20 protein-coding genes are annotated in these 22,567 nt (G+C 63.0%); 11 read left to right on the forward strand and 9 right to left on the reverse strand.

Annotated elements, in window-relative coordinates:
• Positions 1-807: NTP transferase domain-containing protein (locus tag OC446_RS24035; RefSeq protein WP_262031538.1), on the reverse strand; the 807-nt coding region annotated here is incomplete at its 3' end.
• A gap of 235 nt (positions 808-1,042) precedes the next feature.
• Between OC446_RS24035 and OC446_RS24040 the strand changes: the two genes are divergently transcribed.
• Together OC446_RS24040 and mdoH are read left to right on the forward strand one after the other, a co-directional pair.
• Positions 1,043-2,563, forward strand: a complete 1,521-nt coding sequence (locus OC446_RS24040; protein ID WP_262031539.1) for a glucan biosynthesis protein — start codon at positions 1,043-1,045, stop codon at positions 2,561-2,563.
• Entirely contained in the window at positions 2,539-4,734 is a 2,196-nt protein-coding gene (gene mdoH / locus OC446_RS24045) for a glucans biosynthesis glucosyltransferase MdoH (RefSeq protein ID WP_262031540.1), read from the forward strand. The genes OC446_RS24040 and mdoH overlap by 25 nt, the downstream gene beginning before the upstream one ends.
• Positions 4,735-4,756: 22 nt before the next feature.
• Here mdoH and gcvA read toward each other — a convergent pair whose 3' ends face one another.
• Positions 4,757-5,692, reverse strand: a complete 936-nt coding sequence (gene gcvA, locus OC446_RS24050) for a transcriptional regulator GcvA (RefSeq protein WP_262031541.1) — start codon at positions 5,690-5,692, stop codon at positions 4,757-4,759.
• 127 nt (positions 5,693-5,819) lie between these two features.
• Between gcvA and OC446_RS24055 the strand changes: the two genes are divergently transcribed.
• Positions 5,820-6,020 (forward strand): hypothetical protein, encoded by a 201-nt coding sequence (locus OC446_RS24055; protein ID WP_262031542.1) that lies wholly within the window; start codon positions 5,820-5,822, stop codon positions 6,018-6,020.
• Between the two features lie 6 nt (positions 6,021-6,026).
• Here OC446_RS24055 and OC446_RS24060 read toward each other — a convergent pair whose 3' ends face one another.
• Complete coding sequence (locus OC446_RS24060; protein WP_262031543.1) at positions 6,027-7,670, reverse strand: Na/Pi cotransporter family protein; 1,644 nt, start codon at positions 7,668-7,670, stop codon at positions 6,027-6,029.
• 589 nt (positions 7,671-8,259) lie between these two features.
• Between OC446_RS24060 and OC446_RS24065 the strand changes: the two genes are divergently transcribed.
• Positions 8,260-8,427 (forward strand): hypothetical protein, encoded by a 168-nt coding sequence (locus OC446_RS24065; protein ID WP_262031544.1) that lies wholly within the window; start codon positions 8,260-8,262, stop codon positions 8,425-8,427.
• A gap of 71 nt (positions 8,428-8,498) precedes the next feature.
• Here OC446_RS24065 and OC446_RS24070 read toward each other — a convergent pair whose 3' ends face one another.
• The 4 genes from OC446_RS24070 to purT form a co-directional block, all read right to left on the reverse strand.
• Positions 8,499-9,551 carry a sensor histidine kinase gene (locus OC446_RS24070; protein WP_262031545.1) on the reverse strand — a complete coding sequence of 351 codons (1,053 nt, stop codon included), beginning with the start codon at positions 9,549-9,551 and terminating at the stop codon, positions 8,499-8,501.
• Positions 9,548-9,979 carry a response regulator gene (locus OC446_RS24075; protein WP_262031546.1) on the reverse strand — a complete coding sequence of 144 codons (432 nt, stop codon included), beginning with the start codon at positions 9,977-9,979 and terminating at the stop codon, positions 9,548-9,550. Before OC446_RS24075 ends, OC446_RS24070 begins: the two co-directional genes overlap by 4 nt.
• Entirely contained in the window at positions 9,979-12,099 is a 2,121-nt protein-coding gene (locus OC446_RS24080; protein ID WP_262031547.1) for a PAS domain-containing protein, read from the reverse strand. Before OC446_RS24080 ends, OC446_RS24075 begins: the two co-directional genes overlap by 1 nt.
• A gap of 172 nt (positions 12,100-12,271) precedes the next feature.
• Entirely contained in the window at positions 12,272-13,444 is a 1,173-nt protein-coding gene (gene purT / locus OC446_RS24085; RefSeq protein ID WP_262031548.1) for a formate-dependent phosphoribosylglycinamide formyltransferase, read from the reverse strand.
• Between the two features lie 379 nt (positions 13,445-13,823).
• Between purT and OC446_RS24090 the strand changes: the two genes are divergently transcribed.
• The 6 genes from OC446_RS24090 to OC446_RS24115 all read left to right on the forward strand — a co-directional run bounded on the left by OC446_RS24090 (position 13,824) and on the right by OC446_RS24115 (position 19,082).
• The gene (locus OC446_RS24090) at positions 13,824-14,129 is read left to right on the forward strand and encodes a hypothetical protein (protein ID WP_262031549.1); all 306 of its coding nucleotides are present in this window, start codon (positions 13,824-13,826) and stop codon (positions 14,127-14,129) included.
• 92 nt (positions 14,130-14,221) lie between these two features.
• Entirely contained in the window at positions 14,222-15,145 is a 924-nt protein-coding gene (locus OC446_RS24095) for a DMT family transporter (protein WP_262031550.1), read from the forward strand.
• Positions 15,146-15,263: 118 nt separating this feature from the next.
• A complete protein-coding gene (locus tag OC446_RS24100) occupies positions 15,264-16,355 on the forward strand; it encodes a type III polyketide synthase (protein WP_262031551.1) in 1,092 nt (363 codons plus the stop codon).
• Between the two features lie 8 nt (positions 16,356-16,363).
• On the forward strand, positions 16,364-17,077 hold the full coding sequence (locus OC446_RS24105) for a methyltransferase domain-containing protein (protein WP_262031552.1): 714 nt from the start codon (positions 16,364-16,366) through the stop codon (positions 17,075-17,077).
• Positions 17,074-18,228 (forward strand): NAD(P)/FAD-dependent oxidoreductase, encoded by a 1,155-nt coding sequence (locus OC446_RS24110; RefSeq protein ID WP_262031553.1) that lies wholly within the window; start codon positions 17,074-17,076, stop codon positions 18,226-18,228. Before OC446_RS24105 ends, OC446_RS24110 begins: the two co-directional genes overlap by 4 nt.
• On the forward strand, positions 18,225-19,082 hold the full coding sequence (locus tag OC446_RS24115) for an SAM-dependent methyltransferase (RefSeq protein ID WP_262031554.1): 858 nt from the start codon (positions 18,225-18,227) through the stop codon (positions 19,080-19,082). The genes OC446_RS24110 and OC446_RS24115 overlap by 4 nt, the downstream gene beginning before the upstream one ends.
• Before the next feature lie 2 nt (positions 19,083-19,084).
• On the opposite strand, the gene OC446_RS24120 is transcribed toward OC446_RS24115, so the two are convergent.
• Complete coding sequence (locus OC446_RS24120) at positions 19,085-19,612, reverse strand: ankyrin repeat domain-containing protein (RefSeq protein ID WP_262031555.1); 528 nt, start codon at positions 19,610-19,612, stop codon at positions 19,085-19,087.
• 24 nt (positions 19,613-19,636) lie between these two features.
• Entirely contained in the window at positions 19,637-20,560 is a 924-nt protein-coding gene (locus OC446_RS24125; protein ID WP_262031556.1) for a nucleoside hydrolase, read from the reverse strand.
• An 83-nt stretch (positions 20,561-20,643) separates the two neighbouring features.
• On the opposite strand from OC446_RS24125, the gene OC446_RS24130 reads away from it, so the two are divergent.
• Positions 20,644-22,518, forward strand: coding sequence for an adenine deaminase (locus OC446_RS24130; protein ID WP_262031557.1), 1,875 nt, complete (start codon positions 20,644-20,646; stop codon positions 22,516-22,518).
• The last annotated feature ends 49 nt before the right edge of the window (positions 22,519-22,567 follow it).

Consider the following 22,567-nt stretch of genomic DNA (forward strand, 5'->3'; position numbering starts at 1 on the left):
AGGGGCGATGAGGGTCACGCCCGATGCCATGGCCTCTTGGCGCAGACGGTCCTGAACGATCCGTTCCGCCGCCGCAAGCTGCGCCCGGTCGTTGACCCCGTGCACCTCCTCCTCTGGTACGACGACGATCGCGGTCCGATGTCCGAGGGCTCGCGCGATTTCGACAACGTCGGTGAGATAATACTCCCCCTTGGCGTTGTCGTTCTTGACACGGTCGAGCAGCGTGAGCGCCAAATCGCCACGCATCGCCATCAATCCGCCGTTGCAGAGGGTGATCTCCCGTTCGACCTCGCTCGCGTCCTTGTGCTCGCGTATGGCCAGCAGTTCGTCGCCCGCCGTGATGAAGCGGCCGTAGCCTGTGGGATCCTTCGCATGGAAACCCATGGCGACCACGCCGGCTCCCTGCGCCAGCGGCGCCCGGAGCTGGGCGAAGGTCTCCGCTTGGACGAGCGGGGTATCGCCGAACGCGATGATGACGTCGTCGGCTCCGTGGTCGAGAGCTTCCCGGGCGCTCAGAACCGCATGAGCCGTGCCGAGACGCTCTTTCTGGACGAAGATACGGGCCTCGGGAAAGCTCCTCCGCACCTCCTTCGCCACGTCTTCACGATCCGGTCCGATGACCGCCGCGACGCTCGTGGCACCGGCGATCGAAACGGTGGCAAGCACATGGCCCACCATCGAACGGCCGGCCACCTGATGAAGAACCTTGGGCTTCCCGGATTTCATCCGGGTCCCCTCGCCGGCGGCCAGAACGACGGCAAGGCAGCTCCGGGATGACGAAGGTTTGAAGGAGTCGGTCGAGGTCATATAGTTTCAATCCGGTGACACTTTGGCGTGGAGCTTAGTCGGAAGGGGTATTTCGGCAATCTTTTCATAGGGAATGAGGCGGTTTCCACCACCGGCCTCGTTTACTTCATGCTCACGATTGACGATATGTATAGAGCATTCCGACTGTCTGGCTGAAGAGCCTCGTTCATACAAGAGTATCGCTGTGCCGGTTCCGCCAAGGGGCTCGTCCCCTTTCCATCCTCGCCGGCGCGACATGCTGGCCTATTTCGGCGTCTCCGTCGCCGGGCTCGCATACGCGCCCCTTGCACGAGCCCAAACACCCCAAGCTACGATTTCGGCACGGATGGGCGAGAATCAGCGGTTCGACCCGGCAGTCGTGATCGATATCGCGCGGCAGCTCTCAAAGAAGCCTTATGCGGCAGCCCCGAACGACTTGCCGGATGTATTCGGCAACCTGAATCAGGAACAATACTCCACCATCCGCTACAACCAGCCGGCCATCTGGAGCACGGACAATCGCGGCATCTCCGTCGAGCCGCTTCATCGCGGCTTCGTCTTCAGGGACGCCGTAGATTTGTACCTCGTTGAGGATGGCGCTGTTCGCCGCATCGCCTTCAACCCGACCCTGTTCGACTACGGCCGCATCAATCCGCCGAACAATCTGGCGGATATCGGCTTTTCCGGCTTCAAGCTGATCGCGCAGCTTGGAAACGGAAAACCGTTTGATTTCGCCTTCGTTCAGGGTGGGACCTTCTTCCGCGCCATCGCACGCGGCCAGTCCTATGGTGCCATTGCCCGCGCCCTGACCCTGCGGCCGGCGGAAGCACGCGGAGAGGAATTCCCGGTTTTCCGCGCGTTCTGGCTCGAACGCCCGGCCGTTGGGAGCAACGCCATCACCGTGCATGGCGTTCTCGATTCGGAATCGACCACCGGTGCGGTCCGGATGACGTTCCGTCCCGGTGACATGACCATCGTGGACGTGGAAATGACGCTTTTCCCTCGCGTCAACTTGGAGCATGTGGGCCTCGGCGGCATCGCATCGACCTATCTCTACGGACCAAACGATCTTCTGAACTCGGACGACATTCGTCCCGCTGTTTACGAATCCTCCGGGCTCCAGATGCTGAACGGCTCGGGCGAGTGGCTGTGGCGTCCACTGCATAATCCTGAGACCCTCCAGATTTCGGCCTTTGTCGACAGCTCTCCCCGTGGCTTCGGTCTGCTGCAACGGGAGCGTTCCTACGAAGCATTCCAGGACGACGACCAGAAATTCGAGCGCAAGCCGAGCCTCTGGATCGAACCCCTGGGCGACTGGGGCCAAGGCAGCGTTCAACTGCTCGAAATTCCGACCGACTCAGAAATCAACGACAATATTCTCACCTACTGGCGCCCGAAGGCGCCTATGGCAGCCGGATCCGAGGTTGCCATCGCGTACCGGCAATATTGGGGATGGAATGCGCCTGAACGGCCACCTCTCGCGACCGTGCTGGCGACACGCTCGGGCCGGGGCAGCGGTGGCAGGAGACGGCGGTTCACGGTCGACTTTACCGGCGACGTGCTCGGTGACAATCTGCCGGGGGACCTAAAATCGGTTCTGACCGTTGGCCCTGGAACGTTTCAGAACCTCAAACTTTTGCCATATCCGGAACGAAAGACAGTACGTGTTGCGTTCGAGCTTGACCCGGGCAACGAAAACGCGTGTGAGATGCGCCTGATCCTTGAAGCAGGCGGGAAACCGATTAGCGAGACATGGCTTTATCGTTGGACACCGTAAGTCCCGACTCAAACCCGAATGTGGCTGCCCTCGGACGGCCTGCACCCTCTATGCCGCCGGAAAAGCATCTCGACATGCCGACCCAGTCGCTTCGCCGCTGGTCGGACAAGGAGGAGCGCCGGCCGCTGCACCAGCATCCGAAGCTGGGGACTTGGCTCGCCCGTCTCTTCGTCTTCGGAGGCGGATTGCTTCTGACGGCCTATGGCACCTACGAGATGTACCAGGTGGTGTCGGTGAGCCGCACGACGGCGCTCCAGTGGGTCCTCGTCGCGCTGTTCACCGTGAACTTCTCCTGGATCGCGGTCGCCTTCACCAGTGCTCTCTTGGGATTTCTCGCCCTGCTGCGTCGTCCCGGGCACAGAGGCCCGCTGCCTGCTTCCCTGCAGCAGCGCACCGTTATCGTCATGCCCGTCTACAACGAGCAGACGGATCGCACCTATGCCGCCCTGGAAGCCATCTATGAATCAGTCGAAGCGACCGGGCTCGGCGAGCATTTCGACTATTTCATTCTGTCCGACACCACCAATCCGGATGCCTGGGTGGCGGAGGAGCGGGCGTTCCTTGCCCTAAGAGAGCGCCTTGGCCCCGGGGCGCGGTTCTATTACCGGCACCGCCAGAAGAACCATCACCGCAAGGCCGGCAACATCGCCGATTTCGTCTCCCGTTGGGGCGGACATTACGAGCACATGCTCGTGCTCGATGCCGACAGCCTCATGACCGGGGAGTGCATCGTGCGGCTGGCGGCCGCCATGGAAGCCGATCCCGACGCGGGCATCATCCAGTCGCTGCCGCTCATCATCAACCGCAACACGCTCTTCGCCCGGCTCCAGCAATATGCCGCCCGGGTCACTGGCCCGGTTATCGCCATGGGCCTCGCGGTCTGGATGGGGCGCGACGGCAATTACTGGGGCCATAACGCGATCATCCGCACGCGGGCTTTCGCGGCCCATGGTGGCCTCCCCGATCTCAGGGGCAAGCCTCCCTTCGGCGGGCACATCCTGAGCCACGACTTCGTCGAGGCAGCGCTTCTGCGTCGTGCCGGCTGGTCCGTCTATATGCTGGCGGACCTTCAAGGCTCCTATGAGGAGAGCCCGCCGTCGCTGATCGACCTCTCGGCGCGTGACAGGCGCTGGTGCCAGGGCAATCTCCAGCACATGCGGGTCATCACGGCCAAGGGCCTGAAGCTCCCGACACGGCAGCATTTCGCCACCGGCATCATGTCCTATCTGGCCTCGCCGTTCTGGCTGTTCCAGCTGATCGTCGGTATCGCGCTCGTCCTGCAGACCACCTATATCCGGCCCGAATATTTCGCCCGGGACTTCCGCCTCTACCCGATCTGGCCCCGGTTCGACCCCGAGCGAGCCCTGGCGCTCTTCGCGCTCACCATGGGAATCCTGCTCGCGCCGAAGATATTCGGTCTTCTGCTGATGCTCATCCGTGGCAGCGAACGGCGAGCATCGGGAGGCGGTATCCGGCTCATCATCTCGTCCACGATCGAAATGATCCTGTCCGCGCTTCTGGCGCCGATCCTGATGCTCATTCAGTCGGGCTCTGTCTTCCAGATCCTGCTCGGACGCGACACGGGCTGGCAGCCGCAGCGCCGCGACGACGGGTCCATTCCGTTCAAGGACATCGTGCGCCGCCACCGGGCCCATACGGTTCTCGGCGCATTGGCCGGCATTTCGGCGTTCATGATCGCCACATCCCTGTTCCTGTGGATGTCCCCTACGATTATCGGCCTTCTGCTGGCGATTCCCCTGTCCTGGCTCAGCGGCCAGCTCGGCGCCGGCCTAGCCTTGAAACGACTGGGACTTCTGCGCACTCCCGAGGAGCATCAGCCGCCGGCTATCGCGACGCGGGCGAACGAACTGCAGGCCCGCAACGCCACCTTCGGCTTCGACGATGCCGACAGCCTCCGGGCCATCTATCAGGATGCCAACCTGCGGGAACGGCACATTGAAATGTTACCGCCCGCCCTGCCCCGCAAGCGTGGCACCATCGAGACGGAGCGCGCCCTGGCGGAGGCCAAGCTCGACGACGCGGAGACGATCGACGATGCGGTCAGCTGGCTGCACAACAAGGAGCGGATGGTCGTTCTCCACGACCGGGCCCTGATCGACATGCTCGTGCACCTGAAGGCCCAACCCGCAGAGGCTCAGGCGGCAGAATAATGACCTTTTCGAAACCGGGGCGTCATGCCCCGGTTTTCGTATCAGCCCTGCAAGCGGCCGCCTCGCTATCGCCCGCAACCTCGCTCAGCACCCAATCACGGAAGGCCTCGACCTTAGCGGAGCGCCGCCGCGCCTTCGGATAGACGAGCCAATAGCTCCGGTCGGTCGTGGCCAGGAGATCAAACGGCTTCACCAGGCGCCCCGACGCCAGGTCCTCGGGGAAGAAGAAGGGGTTGATGAGCGCGACGCCCTGGCCGGCGATGGCCGCCATGCCCTCGAGTTGCTGCACACCTAGGGAATTGTCCGGGCGCCGCGAGAGATCGACATTCGGCTCTCCTGCCGCAGCGAACCAATCCTGCCACCAGGGATCGCCCGGTGAGATGAGCGGAAGCTTGAGAATGTCGATCGGCTCGCGCATGTCGACGCCTTGAAGCAGGTCCGGGCTGCAGACAGGTATGAATTGGTTGGGAAACAGCATCTGGGTCTCAAGCCCCGGCCAATCCCCCGTACCGCTCCTGATTCCGATGTCGAATTCGCTGCGGACAAGCTCCACGATTTCCGTCGACACTGAGATCTGAACGGCGATGTTGGGATGAAGCAGTCGAAAACGTCCCAGGCGTGGCACGAGCCAGTTGGACGCGAAGGTGGACAGGGTCGTGAGCGAGAGAACCGATTGAACCGCGTCCTCGACACCCGAGAAGGCATTCCGCAGGGCCTCGAAGGCTTCCGTCACAGCGGGCGCGAGCTGACGGCCCTTAGCCGTCAGCGTCACCTGTCGCGGCAGGCGGTTGAACAGCGGCGCCCCGACCCGGTCCTCCAGGATCTTGATCTGATAGCTCACCGCGGCCTGGGTCATGCCGAGCTCTTCGGCCGCGCGGGTGAAGCTCTGATGACGGGCCGCCGCCTCGAAGACCCTGACGGCGCTCATGGGCGGAAGTTTGGATGGTGGTTTAGGCATGTTGATCCATAAGGCTGCCTTATGCCAGCCCATTGGCATTTGCTTTGTCAAGGTCTCCCGACAGGCGCATCTTCACTCCCATCACCAGAGGCGCGGAGGCCCTGGCAAACCCTCACGGTAGGCTGTCATGAGATACGAAGATGCGCGCCGCCTTCGCGGCGTCGAGAGCCCTTGGCTGCGGTTGAAGCTCTGGTTTCGCCCCGGATTGCGGAAGACGCCGCCCGTCATCCGTGACCTGGGCGCACTCACCGACCACGAACGGCGCGACATCGGCCTTCCCGAGCCTGTCCGGTACATGGATTGGCGTGCCTTGATGGATAAGATGTAGGCCCTGTCAGGATGTGAGGCGGCTGGGCTTGAGCTCTCCGCTCTGCTCGAGGAGTGAATGCCCGGTCGAGGCGATATGCGCCTCGATGCGCTTGAGATCACGCACGATGTCGAGCTGAAGCGCACTGGTATCGCCGACGGACCGGCCGGACCGGAGCTGTTCGAGGTGCTTCTGGGCAACGGCCCGTTCGAGATCCCGGAACCGCTCCTTTTCGGAGACGAGCCTGCGGGCGGAGCCCAGGTCCTGGAACATCAGGACCGACGCCGCAAGCTGCAGATGCTCCAGAAGCTTCCCATGCATGCTCGTGATGTCTTCAAGGCTGTCCTTCGGGAGGCGCAGATGGTTCTTGATGCGCTTGGCGGCCAGCTCCATCAGGTTCTTGTCGATGATGTCGCCCACATGCTCCAAGTTGATCGCGAAGGCCAGAATGTCCGAAAGGCGCTTCGCCTCCGCCTCGTTCAAGGTCTCGTGGTTGATCGAACTCAGATACCGGCGGATCGCGCTGAACAGCCGGTCGAGCACGTCGTCCGTGCGGCTCACCTGGTCGACCCGGCTGATATCGTCTTCCCGGAAGAGATCCTGGGAGCTTCGCAGCATGGACTCGACCGTGTCGACCATCCGCAGGACTTCACGAGCCGCATTCGACAGGGCTACAGACGGAGTGTCGAGAGCATCCTTGTCGAGATATTGCGGTGTGCCTGGATCCGAGGCGCGCAGCTTCTCCGGGAAGACCTTCAAGAGCAGATCGGCGATCCACGGCAGCGGCAGGATGAAGATGGCCGCGACCACGAGATTGAACAGCGTGTGGAAGTTTGCCGCCATTCGCTCCGGATGCGGGTCGAACACCGACATGGCCGACAGGATTGGATCGATCAGCGGAAACGTCACAAGGCAGCCGATGACCCGCATGGCGAAGTTGCCGAACGGTACGCGCAGCTTGACGGGATCGCCCCCGGTGCCCTCCAGCAGCGGATTGAGGGAGCTGCCGAGATTGGCGCCCAGCACCATCACCAAGGCCGAATGAGCGTCGATGACGCCGGCGCCTGCCAGCGACATGATGAAGAGCAGCGCGGCAACGCTGGAATGGGCGAGCCACGCGAAGAGTGCGGACAGGAGCACCAGGATCAGCGGGTCGGGCGCGATGACGGCGAGAAGGTCCTTGATGACCTTAGACGATTCGATGGGCCTGATGGTTTCGCTCAGGAGGTGCAGCGACAGCAACATTAGCCCGAGACCGATGGTTACGCGACCGAGATCCTTGATCCGGCTCGTCCTTCCGCGGCGATAAGCAACGAAGCCGCCGAAGATCAGGGCTGGGAAGATCAGCGAGACGTCGAATGACAGCACCTGCACGATGAGCGTCGTGCCCACATTCGCACCGAGCATCACGGCCAAGGCGGGAACGATGTCGACGGCGCCCCCTGCCGTGAAGGAGGCTACCATCAATGCCGTCGCCGTGCTGCTCTGCAGGACCGTTGTCACGCCGAGGCCTGCGAGAAAGGCTTGGAGGCGCGTCCGCAGGGCCATCCCGAGAATCCAGCGAAGATCGCTGCCGAAAGCGCGCTGAACTCCGCTGTTGACCATGTTGATGCCCCAGAGAAGCAGGGCGATCTCACCGAAGAGGTTGATCAAGACGGAGGTTGCAGACATTCAATCCTCTGGATTCGCGAAATACGGCACGATCTCCTTGCTTACCCATCAAAGGCCACGACTTCAATAAGGTTGCCGGCTAATAATGACCATGTACCGGATTAATATTCGGAAAATCAGTTGCCCAGCGGTGTTTTAAGAGGATGCCCTAGGGGAATTCAGATAGGTCCATCGCTTGAGCTGGGCCTCGGCTGGTCGGGGCTACCTGGCGCGAGAGACTTTGCATCAACGCAAGATTCGCAAAGCTTTTTGGCGAAATCAATTTGGCTACTCCTAACGCATGTCCTCACCCCCTAAAGGTCGTCTGCTCTTTTCTGCATATAATCGTTACGCATTGAATGTCCTAAAAAGCTAAGTTCCAGGGTGGCGGGCATTGATGGACGGGATCTCACTGGTTGGTGTGCGAGGGCGCGAGATGGGTTTGGACGATCCATTTCCAATCGAGAAATGCTCCGGACGTGTCCGGGGGGCGATCCTGGCTGAATTCAAAGGACGGTGCCCCACCATCCGCGAGGTCGCCAGCATCTCGGATGCCCAGTGGCTGACTGTCCCCAATATCGGCCCGACGACACTGGAGGAGTTACGGAGCATGACGCAGTCCGCGCCCCTCGGGGAGGAGCGCCCGAACACGACGGGGATGCCGGACGGAGAGTTGCTCTCGCGGCTCAACCGGTTGCAACGGGAGCTGAACATCATTGTCGGAGAGATCCGAGCGCGGTTGAGTGGCAGAGCCTCCAAGAACAACCAAGCGCGTTGAGCCGTTTCCACTCGTGTGGAATCACCTGTCTTTTATTTTTAAAGGCTAACGGGATCCACTCGTCGGGCAGGTCAGATGGCGAAGGATAGGATGGCCCGCGTCCCGGCATAACCCTGATCGAAATGAATAGCGGATTGAAGGTTGGTTGCCATCGCACGAACGATCTTCGTGCCGAGGCCGCTCCCCTGCACCACCCCGGTGCCCTTCCATCCGATCCCGTCATCCTCGACGACGAGCACCGCCTGTCCGCCATCGGACGACAGGGCGACCCGGATATCACCGGCTTCACCGGCAGGATAGGCATACTTGAATGCGTTCGTGACGAGCTCCGTCACGATAACGCCCACGGAGACAGCCTTGTCGGTCGGGATTGATACGGGCTGAGCCACTAATGTGATCGTATGCTCGCGCCCAGCTGCGCGCATCGCGCCTTCCAATTCCTCGACGAGCCCTTCCAGATAGGTATCCATTTCGACGAAACGCACGTCGTTGGAGGTGTAAAGGCGGCGGTGGATCTGCGAGATCGCCGTGATGCGACTCTGCGTTTCAGTCAGCGTGTCCCTCGCGACGGTATCGCTGCCGAGCGCCCGCTGCTGCATGGCGACAAGGGAAGCGACCAGCTGCAGACTGTTGGCGACACGGTGGTTCACCTCGCGCAGGAGCATCTCGGCTCGCTCACGCGCCTCTCGCATCTCCCTTTCGGCCGCTTCTTTCTCCTGACGAAGCCGCTCGGCGGCGAGCGCCTGCTCGGCGGCCGTTCGGAGGAGATCGAGAAAGACGCCCCCGACGTCCTTGATCACGAAATCAGCAGCCCCCGCCTTGAGGGCGGCGACGGCGATCCTGCCCTCATCGGCTCCTGTCACGTAGACGACAGGCGGCGGATCGGAAAGAGTTCGGATTTCGGAGAGGACCTCGAGCCCCTCCTTGCCGGGCATGAAATGATCGAGCGCGACGACGTCGAAGCGCTCGGCGGCAAGCTGGCTCAACCCCTCATCGCCACTGAGGGCATGTCTGACCTCAAAGCCATGCCGAGAGAGAGACCTCTCGACCAAGCGGCCCAGTCCATGGTCGTCGTCGATGTACAGAAGCCGGATCGGCGCGGTTTCAGCAGCGCCCTGGCTCATAGGCTCTCGGGCACCTGAATGACTGACAGGAAGAGCCCCAGCTGACGAATGGCCTGCGAGAAGGACTCGTATTCCACCGGCTTGGTGATGTAGACATTGGCGCCGAGATCGTAACAACGCTGCACTTCGCGCTGATCATCGGTCGTCGTAAGCACCACCACCGGCGCGCGCTTCAGCTTTTCGTCGCTTTTCAGCTTGGCGAGAATGTCGACGCCGTTCATGTCGGGCAGGTTGAGGTCGAGCAGAACCAGAACCGGTCCCGCATTGCGCACGTCATCGCTGAACAGATGTTCGAGCGCTGCCGTCCCGCTGGCGAAGGTCCGAAGCTCATTGCAGACGCCCGCCCGGCGGATGTTCTTCTCGATCAGGCGGGCATGTCCTTCGTCGTCCTCGACCATAATGATGGTGACAGGCTGTTGCTGGGGCATCAGGCGGCTTCCGAACTCACACTGAGATAGCTTGGCAGGACGACAGTGAAGGTCGAGCCCTCCCCTCGCCGGGACGATACCGAGATCGTACCGCCGAGCCTTCGCACAAGAGCGCGCACGTGCGCAAGTCCGATTCCCTCGCCTTGCTGATCCTGAACACCGGAGCGGCGGAACAGATCGAAGATCCGCTCGAAATCCTTGGAATCGATTCCTCGCCCGTTATCCTCGACCTCGTAGACGACATTGGCCCCGAGATCGTGCCCTCGGACCACGATCCTGCCTGGCCGGGTCGGTTCAAGGTACTTCACGGCATTGTCGATGAGGTTCCCGAAGATCTGCTCGATGGCGAGCCGATCGCTGGCGAGATCGGGCACAGGCTCCAGCAGAAGCTCCGCACCCTTCTCGGACAACTGGTGTGTGACACTTCGGCGCTGAGCCTCGAGCATCTGCGCCATGTCGATCGGTTCCGGTGCCAGGACCCGCCGTCCCTCGCGGGAGAGCTTCAGGATCGCCCCAATCAGCTTGTCCATCTTGACCGTCGAGGATCGGATGAAGCCGATGGCCTCCGGGAGATCGGACTCGATGGCAGCGCGAACAGTCGGCGAGATCAGGCGCGGATCGGCCTGCTTCATGTTCTGATAGAGCTGCTCGATCTCTGCCTGGACCCCTTCGAGCTCGCTGGTGAACCCCATGATGTTGACGAGCGGCGCCCGCAGATCGTGGCTGACGATATAGGCGAAGCGCTGAATCTCTTCGTTCGCCTCATCGAGTTCCGTGACCCGGTCGGCCAGGATGGAAGCCAGCCTGCGGGTTTCCTCCTCCGTGCGCAGAGCCCGCTCGCGGCTCTCCCGAAGCGCGTCCTGAGCCTGTTTGAAATCATGGATATCGGTGCAGGTTCCGAACCAGCGTTTGATACGGCCTTCTTCATCGCGCACCGGCTGCGCCCGGCCCAGAACCCAGCGATACTCGCCGGAACGGTGCCTCAGCCGATATTCGATGTGGTATGGCTCGCCCGTTTCCAGGCACTGGCGCCAGACCGCCCAGGCGCGCTCCTGGTCCTCGGGATGGAACATGCCGTTCCAGGCCTCGCCGTCGGTCGAGCCCTCCGGTACGCCCGTATATTCGTACCAGCGCTGATTATAGTAATCGTGGAACCCGTCGGGCCGGGTCGCCCAGATCAACTGATCGACCGAGTTGGCAATGGCACGGAACCGCTCCTCGCTCTCCCGGAGCGCCTCCTCGGTGCGCTTCTGTTCGGTAACGTCGTGCCCCTGCACGAAGATGCCCGATACATGCCCATTAGGATCGAAGATCGGCTGGTAGACGAAGTCCAGGAAGTGTTCGTCCTGGACATCTCCTTCGCCCTGCTCCAGCACGACGCGGATGCTTCGCCCCACGAAGGGCTGGCCGCTTTGATAGACGCGGTCGAGAAGCTGAATAAAGCCCTGCTCCACCACCTCCGGGAGAGCCTCGCGAACAGGCTTTCCGATAAGATTCTCGCGGCCGACCACGTGGAGATAGGCAGTGTTGGCCATGGTGAAGACATGATCGGGCCCAGTCAGCGCCGCCATGAATCCGGGCGCCTGCTGAAAGAGCCCCCGCAGGCGCTGCTGCTCGGCGTTCAACACCTCGTTCGCCTGCTGGACCGCCTGGGCCCGGCGGAACATGTCCCCCTCGATCAGGGCCGAAGGACCGGATGAAAGGATCGTGCTTTTGGCCAGATTCCGCAGCCGATGGAGTTCCGTCACATCGACCGTGTGCTGGAGGATGAACGCCATTTCGCCAGCATCATTGAAGAGGGGCGTATGGGTTGCGCTCCAAAAGCGCTCCTCGAAGCCTTGGCCGTTCGGCAGGGGAATGGCGTACTCGATCAACGAGAGATAATCGGCGGACTTATCGCGAATGACCTTGTCGAAGGAACCCCGCAATTGCCGGTGGCTCGGAGAATCCGGATCGCTCGGAAAGGCATCGAACATGTTGCGTCCGACAAGGTCTTCCCGCTTGCGCATGGTCGCCTTGAGGTACGCGTCGTTCATCCCGACAATGATCAGGGAGAGATCCAGCAGCACGTAGGGGTTGGGCGAGGCGCTGAACAGCGCCTCAAAGTTGATCGTCTTCAATCGCAATGCTGGTCAGCCGCCAGCCCTCTCGTTGATGCCGGACAAAGCTTGTCCGAATCTAGGCTGCACTCTCCCGAGTGCCATAGGGCCAAGCGTTTCATCCGATCACTGTGACCGATGGGACACGGAATGGCCACGAGACCATCCCGAAGGGAGCCTGTTCGACAATCGCTCAGCTGTCGTACTCGATCTTCACCCGATCCGCCGCCTCTCGGGCGAGTTCGCGCGCTTCCTCGACCGTGCGGCCCGAGGCCAGGGCGACACCCATGCGGCGGTGCTTCCTGGTCGTGGGCTTTCCGAAGATGCGCACCTCCACATCGGAGTTCGCGGATCCGAGCGCAAGAGCCTCCCGCACCCCTTCGATCCTGAACCGCTCGGATTCCCGATCGGCCAGGATCACCGCGGAGGCGGTGGGACCGTGCAGCCGGACCTGTCGGATCGGCAGGCCGAGCACGGCGCGGGCGTGCAGGTCGAACTCCGAGAGGTTCTGGGACAGAAGCGTCACCAGACCCGTATCATGGGGACGCGGCGAGAGTTCGGAGAAGATCACCTCGTCGCGGGTGACGAAGAACTCGACGCCGAAGATCCCGTAGCCGCCTAGATTGTCGACTACCTTTCGGGCCATGTCCTTGGCGTCATCGAGCAACTTATCGGTCATGGGAGTCGGCTGCCAGGACTCCTGGTAATCGCCCCGTTCCTGACGGTGTCCGATGGGCTCGCAGAATGAGACGCCCTCGCGGGAGCGGATCGTCAGGAGCGTGATCTCATATTCGAAGGCGATGAACTCCTCGACGATGACCTTCTTCCGGTCCCCGCGCATGTTCGCCACGGCGTCCTTCCAGGCCTGCTCCAGCTGGTCGGCCGTGCGCACCGTGCTCTGGCCCTTGCCCGACGAGGACATGACCGGCTTGATCACGCAGGGCAGCCCCGTGTGCTCGGCCCCTGCCCTGACCTCCTCCAAGCTCTCGGCATAGCGGTACTTCGAGGTGCGCAGGCCGAGTTCGGTCGCGGCGAGCTCCCGGATGCGGTCCCGGTTCATCGTCAGCGAGGCTGCCCGCGCGGAGGGTACAACCGTGAAGCCCCTCTTCTCGAAATCCTGCAGGACCTCCGTGCGGATCGCTTCGATCTCTGGGACGATGAAATCGGGCCGGTGCTTCTCGATGGCGCGTCCGAGGGCATCCGCATCGAGCATGGAGAAGACCTCGGCCTCGTCCGCCACCTGCATGGCGGGAGCGCCGGGATAGCTGTCGCAGGCGACCACATGGCAGCCATAGCGCTTGGCCGAGATCACGAACTCCTTGCCGAGTTCGCCCGATCCGAGGAGAAGAATCTTGGCTGTAAACACGGAGAATGCCTTTCCTTCAGGGGCGGGCCGCGACGCCCATTTGGCCATTTGTCAGGCTCAGGTTCCACATGGGATCCCAAGAGCCATACCTTAAGGTCATCAATGGCCGACCGGAGCGGCTGGGTCGAGTCCCGGCGCCATCGCACCGATCAGCGGTGGAGCTTATTCACATGGATCGGCGCTCATTGCGAAGCACCGCAAAAACCGCCTGACTCCCGCATTTTCGTGGCTCTCCATGGATCAAGTCACCGTCGGGTCGCGTTCAGCATCATGGATAGGGATTCGGCCTCGCTTGCGCTGGATGCAGCCCTGCCGCCTCAATCGCGCATTACGCAGTCGGAAGTCCAATGGGTTAAGGGGTCTGCCCAGGAGAAGCCCAATGCTAGCAAAGAAGAAATCGTCCGAAAGCCGAAACCGGCGCGTGACCCGCGTGGAGCCCCCGGTCCTCGAGGAGGCGATCATCGCAGCCCAGGGCCTGACGGATGATATCGAGAGCCAGGTGGAGATCGCCTCGCAGCTCATGGGTCTCCCGCAGGACGAGGTGCGTCCCGTCGTGCTGAAGTCGGCGCCCCTGGCACGCCGTTCCGAGCGGTTTCCCGAGCGCGTGTTGATGCCCGAGCGCGCGGACGGGCCGAAGGTCGTGGTGGTCGAACGCAAGCGCCCCCGCCTCGTCATGCCGCGATAATTCCCCTATCGTCTTCATCCCATCTGGGCGCCGGTCGCGACGGGCAGTCCTTTCGCATCCTCACCGCCGCTGCCTCGCGGGATTGTCGGACCATGGTCAAAGGTATCGTTCTCGCATTTCTCGCCTTCGCCGTCTTCGCCTGGGGCGACGCGGTGGTGAAAGAGATCGGCCATGGTCTTGATCCCTTCGAGGTGACGTTCTTCGGCTATCTCATCCCTTTGCTACTGTCGCCGGTCTTCATGAAACCCGGCGACCGCATCGCCGACCTTGTGCGGTGGAACAGACCGTGGCTCATGGGGCTCCGGGTGTTCCTGATCGCAATCACGACGCCACTGAGCGTCATAGCCTTCCGGAACCTGCCCTTCGCCGAGGCCTTTGCTCTGCTGTTCCTGATGCCAAGCCTCGTGACGATCCTGTCGATCTTCATCCTGAAGGAACATGTCAGGTGGCGCCGCGGCCTTGCGGTCTGCGCCGCCTTCGTCGGCGTCCTGATCATCGTGCGCCCCGGCTTCAAGGAGCTCCTGCCCGGCCACATGGCTGCGCTCGCGGGAGCCTTGTGCGCGGCGGGCGGCGTCATCACGGGCCGGATGATCGGCCACACGGAAAAGCGCTTCACCCTGATCGGCACCGTCTTCCTGGCGACGACCGTGATCGCCGGTATCATGATGGTTCCGGGCTTCGCCTGGCCTTCAACCCACCAATGGGCGCTGCTGCTCGCCTTCGCGGCAACGGCCTTCGTCGCTCAGGCCCTATTCATCGTCGCGACGCAATACGCCCCGGCCGACCGGCTCGGAGCGGCGCAGTACAGCCAGATCCTATGGGCCTTGGCCATCGGCGCGCTGTTCTTCGACGAATGGCCCGATGCCATGGCGCTGGTCGGCATCTTCATCGTCGTGGCCGCCGGTCTGTTCATCTTCGCCCGCGAGCAGACGCTGAAGCGAGACCTGCCGCAGGGTACGGCTCCGACTGCTTCACCCTCGACAGAGGGCGTAGCCGCACCCCTCTCGCATTCTTGAACCTGAGGGTGCGACTTCTGCGCCTGTTTTCGTTTCCGCAATCTCGCGCTGCCCTATCTTCGCCTCCATGGGGCTCTGTGATCGCTAGAACGATAAGCCAGAGCCAGAGATCGGCAGGATGGCTCGTTTGGCAGGCGCATATATCAACCGGATCGGCACAGCCGTGCCGCAGCACGATGTCCATCAGACCTTCATCGGCTTCATGGACCAGTTCCTGCCGGAGCGGAAAGACAAGCTGATCTTCAGGCGGATGGTCCAGCGGTCCGGGATCGAACATCGCTACTCGACCCTCACCCCGAGCGAAAACCTGGAGGCCTCGGCCGACCAGGACGGCTTCTTCCACCCGGGCCGGTTCGCCGGGACGGGCGCCCGGATGAAGCGGTTCGAGACCCACGCGGTCGACCTCGCGCAGCAAGCCATCGAGGCTCTCGACCTGAACGAGGATCTCGCATCGATCACCCACATGGTCGTGGCCTCCTGCACCGGGTTCACGGCGCCGGGGCTCGACCAGCAGATCATGGAGAGGCTGGGGCTCGATCCGTCCATCGAGCGGACCCTGGTGGGCTTCATGGGCTGCGCCGCCGCCGTGAATGCCCTGAAGGTCGCGCATCACATCGTCCGGTCCGAACCTAAAGCCAAGGTACTGGTCGTCAACCTTGAGCTCTGCACGCTCCATCTTCAGGAGACCTCCGATATCGAGGTGGTCCTCAGCGCCCTGCTCTTCGGCGACGGATGCGCGGCGAGCCTCGTTTCGGCAGAACCGACTGGCATCGCACTCAAGGATTTCCGCGTCGCGACGATCCCCGACACTCAGGATCTCATCACCTGGCGCATCGGCGATGCCGGATTCGAAATGAGCCTTTCCGGCGAGGTTCCCCAACAGATCACCAGGGCGCTTCGTCATGAGGCGATCCGCAACGACGATGGCGGCATTCTGCGCGGACAGCACAAGGACGATTTCGACCTCTGGGCCGTCCATGCGGGTGGGAGAACGATCCTCGACGCGGTGGAACAGGGCCTGGATCTCGAACCCGACGCGCTGAACTGGTCCCGCGGCGTGCTGCGGGACTTCGGCAACATGTCCTCCGCCACGCTGATGTTCGTTCTTGGTCGGATGATGCAGAATGCTCCCCGGAACTCGAGTGGCTTCGGAATGGCCTTCGGTCCAGGGCTCGTGGCTGAAACATTCCGTTTCAGCCTTGTCGAATAGAGGCACCCATGGGCCGGAGTTTCGCCGAGCGCAGCCCAGAGACGGAATGGATGGACACCGAGTCCGTCAGCCTCGAGGATTACCGCGCTTGCCTGAAGGATCTGGCCACGGTCAACGTGGTGACGATGACCCACGGTCCCGTCCTGAAATGGCTCGACCGGGCCACCCGTCAGCTGGCCCCCCATGAGCGTGTGACGGTTCTCGACGTGGGATACGGCTACGGCGACCTGCTGCGGCGGATCCATGACTGGAGCCGCCGCCGGAACCGGCCCGTCGATCTGGTCGGGGTCGATCTCAATCCCATGAGCGAGCCGATCGCCCGCGCCGCGACGCCTACAGGTGTCGCCATCGATTTCAGAACCGGCAACGTCTTCGACTTCAAGCCCGAATATCCCATCGACTTCATCATCTGCTCGCAGACGACGCATCACATGACGAATGCCGAGCTTGCGGACTTCGTCCGATGGATGGAGAGGGTCGCGACGCGCGGCTGGTTCATCGCCGACCTTTACCGCCACCCCATCCCGTTCCACTTCTTTCGGGCGCTGTCCTGGGCGGCGCGCTGGCATCGCTTCGTCCGGCACGACGGCCCGATCTCGATCGCCCGCAGCTTCCGCCGGAAGGATTGGGAGGCGATTCTGGCATCGGCCGGTCTCGAACCCGGAGCGGTCCGGATCCGCTGGTATCCATCCTTCCGCCTTTGCGTGAGCCGGTTGAAATGAGGCCTGGATTCAAGGGGGAGGTCGTTGTCGTCGGCGGTGGTCTCGCCGGTGCGTCCGCAGCCTGCATTCTCGCAGAGGCCAGCCGGCCCGTCCTTGTCATCGAGCGCGATGCGACAGCCCGGGAGAAGGTCTGCGGCGAGTTCCTGAGCATCGAGGCTCAAACTTACCTGACCTACCTCGGAATCGGCCTCGATGCTCTCGGAGCGAGCCGGATCTCGCGCCTGCGCCTCGTCCGGAAAAGCAACCGGATCGAAGTCGGCCTCCCCTTCGTCGCCAGAGGATTGTCCCGCAGGGTTCTGGATGAGGCACTGCTGCGGAAGGCCGAAGCCTGCGGTTCCCGGATCCTCAGAGGTCTAGCCGTGAGGTCCATTTCTACAGACCACACGCATATTGCCATCGACATGGGACCGAGGGGATCGTTCGCGGCGGACAGCGTCTTCCTGGCCACCGGAAAGCACGATGTCAGGGGGGAGAAACGACCGACAGCCGACGCCATGAACGATCTCATCGGCTTCAAGATGCATTATCGCCTGGCACCGAGAGAACGGCAGACCCTCGACGGGGCCGTCGAGGTGATCCTCTTTCGCGGCGGATATGCCGGGCTCCAGCTGGTCGAGCAGGGTATCGCCAATCTCTGCCTCGCCGTGTCCCGGCAAAGCTTCGAACGGGTCGGCAAGAGCTGGGGTAGCCTTCTCGACTCCATCGTGGACGAATGTCCGCATCTCGGCGGACGCCTGCTCGGAGCCCAACCGCTGTTCGAGCGCCCGCTATCTATCTTCCAAATTCCCTACGGCTTTCTCCACGCATCGGATCGGCAGGAACCACAAGGCTTGTTCAGGCTCGGCGATCAGGTCGGCGTCATTCCCTCCTTCACCGGTGAAGGAATGTCGATCGCCCTGCATAGCGGATGTCTGGCCGCATCGATCTTCCTCGATCATGGCAGGGCGGCGTCGATCTTCCACCAGCGGGTCAAGTCCGATATCCGCCGCTCGATCCGGCTGGCCACCGCCCTGAACCAAACCGTGCGACACGCGGCCGGCCAGCAGGTGGTGTTCCATCTCTCTCGCCTGTGGCCAGCCGCTATGCGGCATGTCGCGACGCTGACCCGCGTTCGGGAGGAAGCCATGAACAGCGTACTTTTTGCGCCATGATCGTCCCCAGGGAGCCTCAGACGCCGGCTTCCGTCGCGGACCATTACGACGAACTCGATCCGTTCTACCGCGAGATCTGGGGCGAGCATGTTCATCACGGGCTCTGGACGACCGGGCGGGAAACGCCCGATCAAGCGGTTGAGACCCTCGTGGCACGTCTGGCCGAAACAATGGCGCTCGAGCCTGGTCAGCACGTCTGTGACATCGGCTGCGGCTATGGCGCGACGGCGGAATGGCTTGCCAAGCATTACGAGGTTCGCGTCACCGGAATAACCCTCTCGTCCGCACAGTTCCTTCAGGCCGAAGAGCGCGCGGCCCGGTCGCCACTGCTGCAGTTCATGCGCCAGGACTGGCTCGCAAACACCTTCGAGGATGACGCCTTCGATCATGTGTTCGCCATCGAGAGTTCCGAGCACATGCCCGACAAGCAGCGCTTCTTCGACGAGGCCTATCGAACCATAAGGCCGGGCGGGCGGATCGCCGTCTGTGCTTGGCTCGCCCGGGAGAGGGCCGCGCCCTGGGAAGGACGCTTTCTCCTTGAGCCGATCTGTCGCGAAGGCCGCCTGCCTGGGATGGGTAGCGCAACAGAATATTGCGCCTGGGCCGAAAAAGCCGGATTCACGGTCGACGGCATCGAGGATCTCAGCACAAAGGTGAGGCGCACCTGGGCCCTTTGCGCAGGACGTGTGGCGGGGAAGCTCCTCACCGAACCGCGATATCGGCGCTACCTGCTCGATGCACGCTCCCGGAATCGCATCTTTGTCCTGAGCCTTCCCCGCATCTGGTTGGCCTATGCGACAGGATCGATGATCTACGGTCTGCTGACGGCCCACAAGCCATTGGGTCCCGCCTGACCTCAGGGTTTCTGCGCGGCCCTGGCAAGCAGTTCCGCCGTGTCGGCGGCTCCCATCGCGGCTGCCAGCGCTTCAGCCGTGAGACCGCCCGCATCCTTTGCCGCAGGATCCGCGCCCCTGGCGAGGAGCGCCTCGACGATCTCACCACGATTGAACATGGCGGCGATCATGAGCGGTGTCTTGCCGCCTTCGCTGCGGCCGTTGGCATCCGCGCCTTCGTCCAGAAGACACTGAACCGTTGCCATGTCGCCTTTGAAGGCGGCGCCGGCGAGTGGAGTTTGCCCGCGATCGTTGGCGAGTTCCGGGTCCGCTCCATGCGACAGGAGAACCCGCACCGTGTCCACATGCCCATGATAGCTCGCGAGCATCAGGAGCGAGTCGCCCTTCTCGTTGCGCAGGTTCGGCGGCAGCCCCATGCGCAGCAAGTCCCCGAGTTCCTGCCCGTGACCTGCCCTCGCATGCTGAAAAACTCTCTGCGCGAAGGCGATCGTCTCCTCGTCCAGTTCCGGCTTGGGCGGCTCATTCTGCATCGCATTCTCCAGAAAGGTCGTGGCTCAAAACGCCGCCAATGTCCTGGCGAGTAGTTCGAGAGCCGCCGGACCGTCGACGCCCATGGCGACCTGGACCGGCGCTCCATTCTCATCGACCGTCAAAGCCCCCGCCTCCTCGGTGGGCCCGGTGCCGACGCTCAGACGCAAATTCTCCAGGCGGAAGAGGTCCGGCGCGAGCGCGAACAGCATCACGCACGGGTCGTGAAGCGGACGGCTCTCCTGATGGGTCGAGGTCTCGAAGTAGGATTCGATCAGATCGGCGACCATGGAAGCAAGCGGTTTGCCGGAGGCCGACAAGGCCGCGGTGAAGTCCCGCGTGGCGCGGACCCGGCGCGTGACGTCCAGCGGCACGAGCACGAGCAGAAGCCCGGATGACACGACCGCGTCGGCAGCCTCCGGATCGGCCCAGAGGTTGAACTCGGATCGCGGACCAACATTGCCGGCCTCGGCGATCACGCCTCCCATGGCGATGATCCGGCCGATACGCTTGGCGGCATCCGGATGGTCGAGAACGAGACGCGCGACATTCGTGAGCGGACCGAGTGCAAAGATGTCGACCGATCCTGCCGGCTCGCTGAGCAGGAGGTCCGCCAGCCACTCGACGGCGGGTCGGCTCTCCGGCGGCCGCGCGGGAGCTGGCAGAGCGACGCCGCCGATGCCGTCCTTGCCGTGCAGGTTCAGGGGGGCGGGCCCCGGCCGCGACAGGGGCGCGGCCGCGCCTTCGAACACCGGAATGTCATGCTGGCCGGCGAAGGCAAGCAAACGGCCCGCATTGCGCGTCGTCGTGTCGATGCCGATGTTCCCCGCGACCGTCGTGATTCCCGCGATGGAGAATTCGGGCGAGGCCAGCGCGAGGAGGATGCCGATGGCGTCGTCGATTCCGGGATCCGTATCGATGACGATGTGCCGGGGTTTTACGTGAGGCATGACGGGGCTAGAAACCTTGCAGTGAGTCCGTTCGGCTGCTTATCCGACACCGGATCGAATTTGACCATAGCCACAGGTGCACCGTGACCCCATCCGCCTCGCTTCCCGACGATCTCCTGGTGAATGCCGCGGACGAGGTGCGCATCCGGCAGGATCTCGTTCTCGTGGCTCTCGGCAAGCGGCCGGCCGATATGCTGTTGCGAGTCGGGCGCCTGCTCGACGTTCATACACGCACATGGGAGGAGGACCAGGAGATCGCCATCCGCGGCCGGCGCATCGCCTGGACCGGACCTGCGGGAACATATCCTGGAACGGCTCTCGCCCATGCCGACAGGCGCGATCTCGCGGCCGTTCCCGGTTTCGGCGAGGTGCACAAGCATATCGAGAGCTCGCACCTCACGCCCGAATACGAAGCCGCCCTCGTGCTGCCGCGCGGCAATACCTGGACCTGCGAGGCGAGCCACGAGTTCTCGAATGTCGATGGCGTGAACAATCTCGAATTCTGGCTCACCGCTCGTCGGCATCGTTCGCCGATGAAGATCTTCCCCCTGCCCGGCTCGGCCGTTCCGCCGACGGCCTATGAGTGGGGTGGCGGCTATTACGGGTACGACGAGCAGGTCAGCTTCCTGAAAGAAAGCCTCATGGTCGCGGGCCTCGACGAGGTGATGGACTGGCCGGCCGTCTGGAACCCGGAGAATCCGTCGCACGAGCGTCTCTGGGGCATGATCCGGGCCACGTTCGAGAAGCGCGGCGTGGTGGAAGGACATGGCGCGGGTCTGCGCGACCTGAACTCCATCAACGCCTTTGCGGCGGCAGGCCTCGCCTCGGATCATGAGGGTTGGACGGCCGAGGAGGTCTGGGACAAGCTGCGGCACGGCATCTTCATCGAGATCAGGCCGCATTCGATGCCGGAGATCATCTCCGGCCTTCTCCAGCGCGGTCTCTCGGACTGGTCGCAGGTGGCATTCGCCACGGATGACCGCAGCGCCTCGGATACGCTGCGGATGGGTGCGACGGACCACAATGTCCGCCTCGCGATCCAGTCGGGTCTTTCGCCTGAAGTCGCGGTCCAGTGCGTGACCATCAATCCGGCCCGCCATATGCGCCTCACCCCCTGGGTCGGCAGCATCGCTCCGGGGCGTTTCGCCGATATCGTGCTGCTCAACGATGTGACGACGCTTGCGATTGCGGAGGTCTGGGCAGATGGCAAACCTGTGTCGAAGGGACAGGATTACCTCGGTCCGCTGCCGTCCATCCACTGGCCGGCATGGGCATCGCAGACCGTGAACATCCGCCGTAGGATCGAGCCGCAGGATTTCGCCGTCCCGGCCGAGCCCGGCCGGGACACGATGCAGGTCGCGCTGCTGCGCCCGTTCCACTGGCACGACGACTTCATCACGATGGACTTGCCCGTCGCGAACGGCGAGGTCCAGCGCGATCCGGCGCGCAACGTCACGAAATTCGCCATCGTCGACCGCTTCTCGGGCGAAGGTCGCATCTCCCGCATGTTCTGGCTCGGCTGCGGCCCCAAGACGCCCGACACCGCCGTCGGCTGCACGGTCGCTCACGACAAGCACAATCTCTGGATCGTCGGCTCGTCCGACGAGGCCATGGCCATGGTGGCGAACCGGGTGGCGGAGATCGGCGGCGGCTGGGTTCTCGTCAGCGGCGGCAAGGTTCTGGCAGAGGTGCGCTACGAGATCGGCGGCCTGATGACTCAGCGCCCGGCGGAAGAACTCGATAGCGAGATGCAGCAACTCTATACGGCGGCCGAAAACATCGAGTGGCTCTATGAGCCGACCTTCTCGCCACGCTGGTTTCCGGGCTTTCCGGAGCGGCTGCAATTCGCCACCCTCACCTGCGCGCCCTGGCGCTGGGTTCTGGTCGCCCCGTGCGAGGCCGCTCCGCAGGGCTTCGTGAACGTGGCGACCGGGCAGACGCACCCGGTCGTCTGGTAGGGATCACCCGGCGGCGTCGATCCTGGCCATTTCGGCCTTGAACGCCGTC

Source organism: Microvirga sp. Mcv34 (assembly GCF_024519725.1).
GTDB lineage: Bacteria > Pseudomonadota > Alphaproteobacteria > Rhizobiales > Beijerinckiaceae > Microvirga.

What these genes read in the sequence shown, in the direction of transcription:
- OC446_RS24055 (WP_262031542.1), top strand. Translation starts at nt 5,820, where the DNA reads ATGAGATACGAAGATGCGCGCCGCCTTCGCGGCGTCGAGAGCCCTTGG.
- OC446_RS24115 (WP_262031554.1), top strand. Translation starts at nt 18,225, where the DNA reads ATGATCGTCCCCAGGGAGCCTCAGACGCCGGCTTCCGTCGCGGACCAT.
- OC446_RS24070 (WP_262031545.1), bottom strand. Translation starts at nt 9,551, where the DNA reads ATGAGCCAGGGCGCTGCTGAAACCGCGCCGATCCGGCTTCTGTACATC.
- OC446_RS24095 (WP_262031550.1), top strand. Translation starts at nt 14,222, where the DNA reads ATGGTCAAAGGTATCGTTCTCGCATTTCTCGCCTTCGCCGTCTTCGCC.
- OC446_RS24105 (WP_262031552.1), top strand. Translation starts at nt 16,364, where the DNA reads ATGGGCCGGAGTTTCGCCGAGCGCAGCCCAGAGACGGAATGGATGGAC.
- OC446_RS24075 (WP_262031546.1), bottom strand. Translation starts at nt 9,979, where the DNA reads ATGCCCCAGCAACAGCCTGTCACCATCATTATGGTCGAGGACGACGAA.
- OC446_RS24100 (WP_262031551.1), top strand. Translation starts at nt 15,264, where the DNA reads ATGGCTCGTTTGGCAGGCGCATATATCAACCGGATCGGCACAGCCGTG.
- gcvA (WP_262031541.1), bottom strand. Translation starts at nt 5,692, where the DNA reads ATGCCTAAACCACCATCCAAACTTCCGCCCATGAGCGCCGTCAGGGTC.
- OC446_RS24120 (WP_262031555.1), bottom strand. Translation starts at nt 19,612, where the DNA reads ATGCAGAATGAGCCGCCCAAGCCGGAACTGGACGAGGAGACGATCGCC.
- mdoH (WP_262031540.1), top strand. Translation starts at nt 2,539, where the DNA reads ATGGCTTTATCGTTGGACACCGTAAGTCCCGACTCAAACCCGAATGTG.
- OC446_RS24040 (WP_262031539.1), top strand. Translation starts at nt 1,043, where the DNA reads ATGCTGGCCTATTTCGGCGTCTCCGTCGCCGGGCTCGCATACGCGCCC.
- OC446_RS24125 (WP_262031556.1), bottom strand. Translation starts at nt 20,560, where the DNA reads ATGCCTCACGTAAAACCCCGGCACATCGTCATCGATACGGATCCCGGA.
- OC446_RS24065 (WP_262031544.1), top strand. Translation starts at nt 8,260, where the DNA reads ATGACGCAGTCCGCGCCCCTCGGGGAGGAGCGCCCGAACACGACGGGG.
- OC446_RS24090 (WP_262031549.1), top strand. Translation starts at nt 13,824, where the DNA reads ATGCTAGCAAAGAAGAAATCGTCCGAAAGCCGAAACCGGCGCGTGACC.
- OC446_RS24110 (WP_262031553.1), top strand. Translation starts at nt 17,074, where the DNA reads ATGAGGCCTGGATTCAAGGGGGAGGTCGTTGTCGTCGGCGGTGGTCTC.
- OC446_RS24060 (WP_262031543.1), bottom strand. Translation starts at nt 7,670, where the DNA reads ATGTCTGCAACCTCCGTCTTGATCAACCTCTTCGGTGAGATCGCCCTG.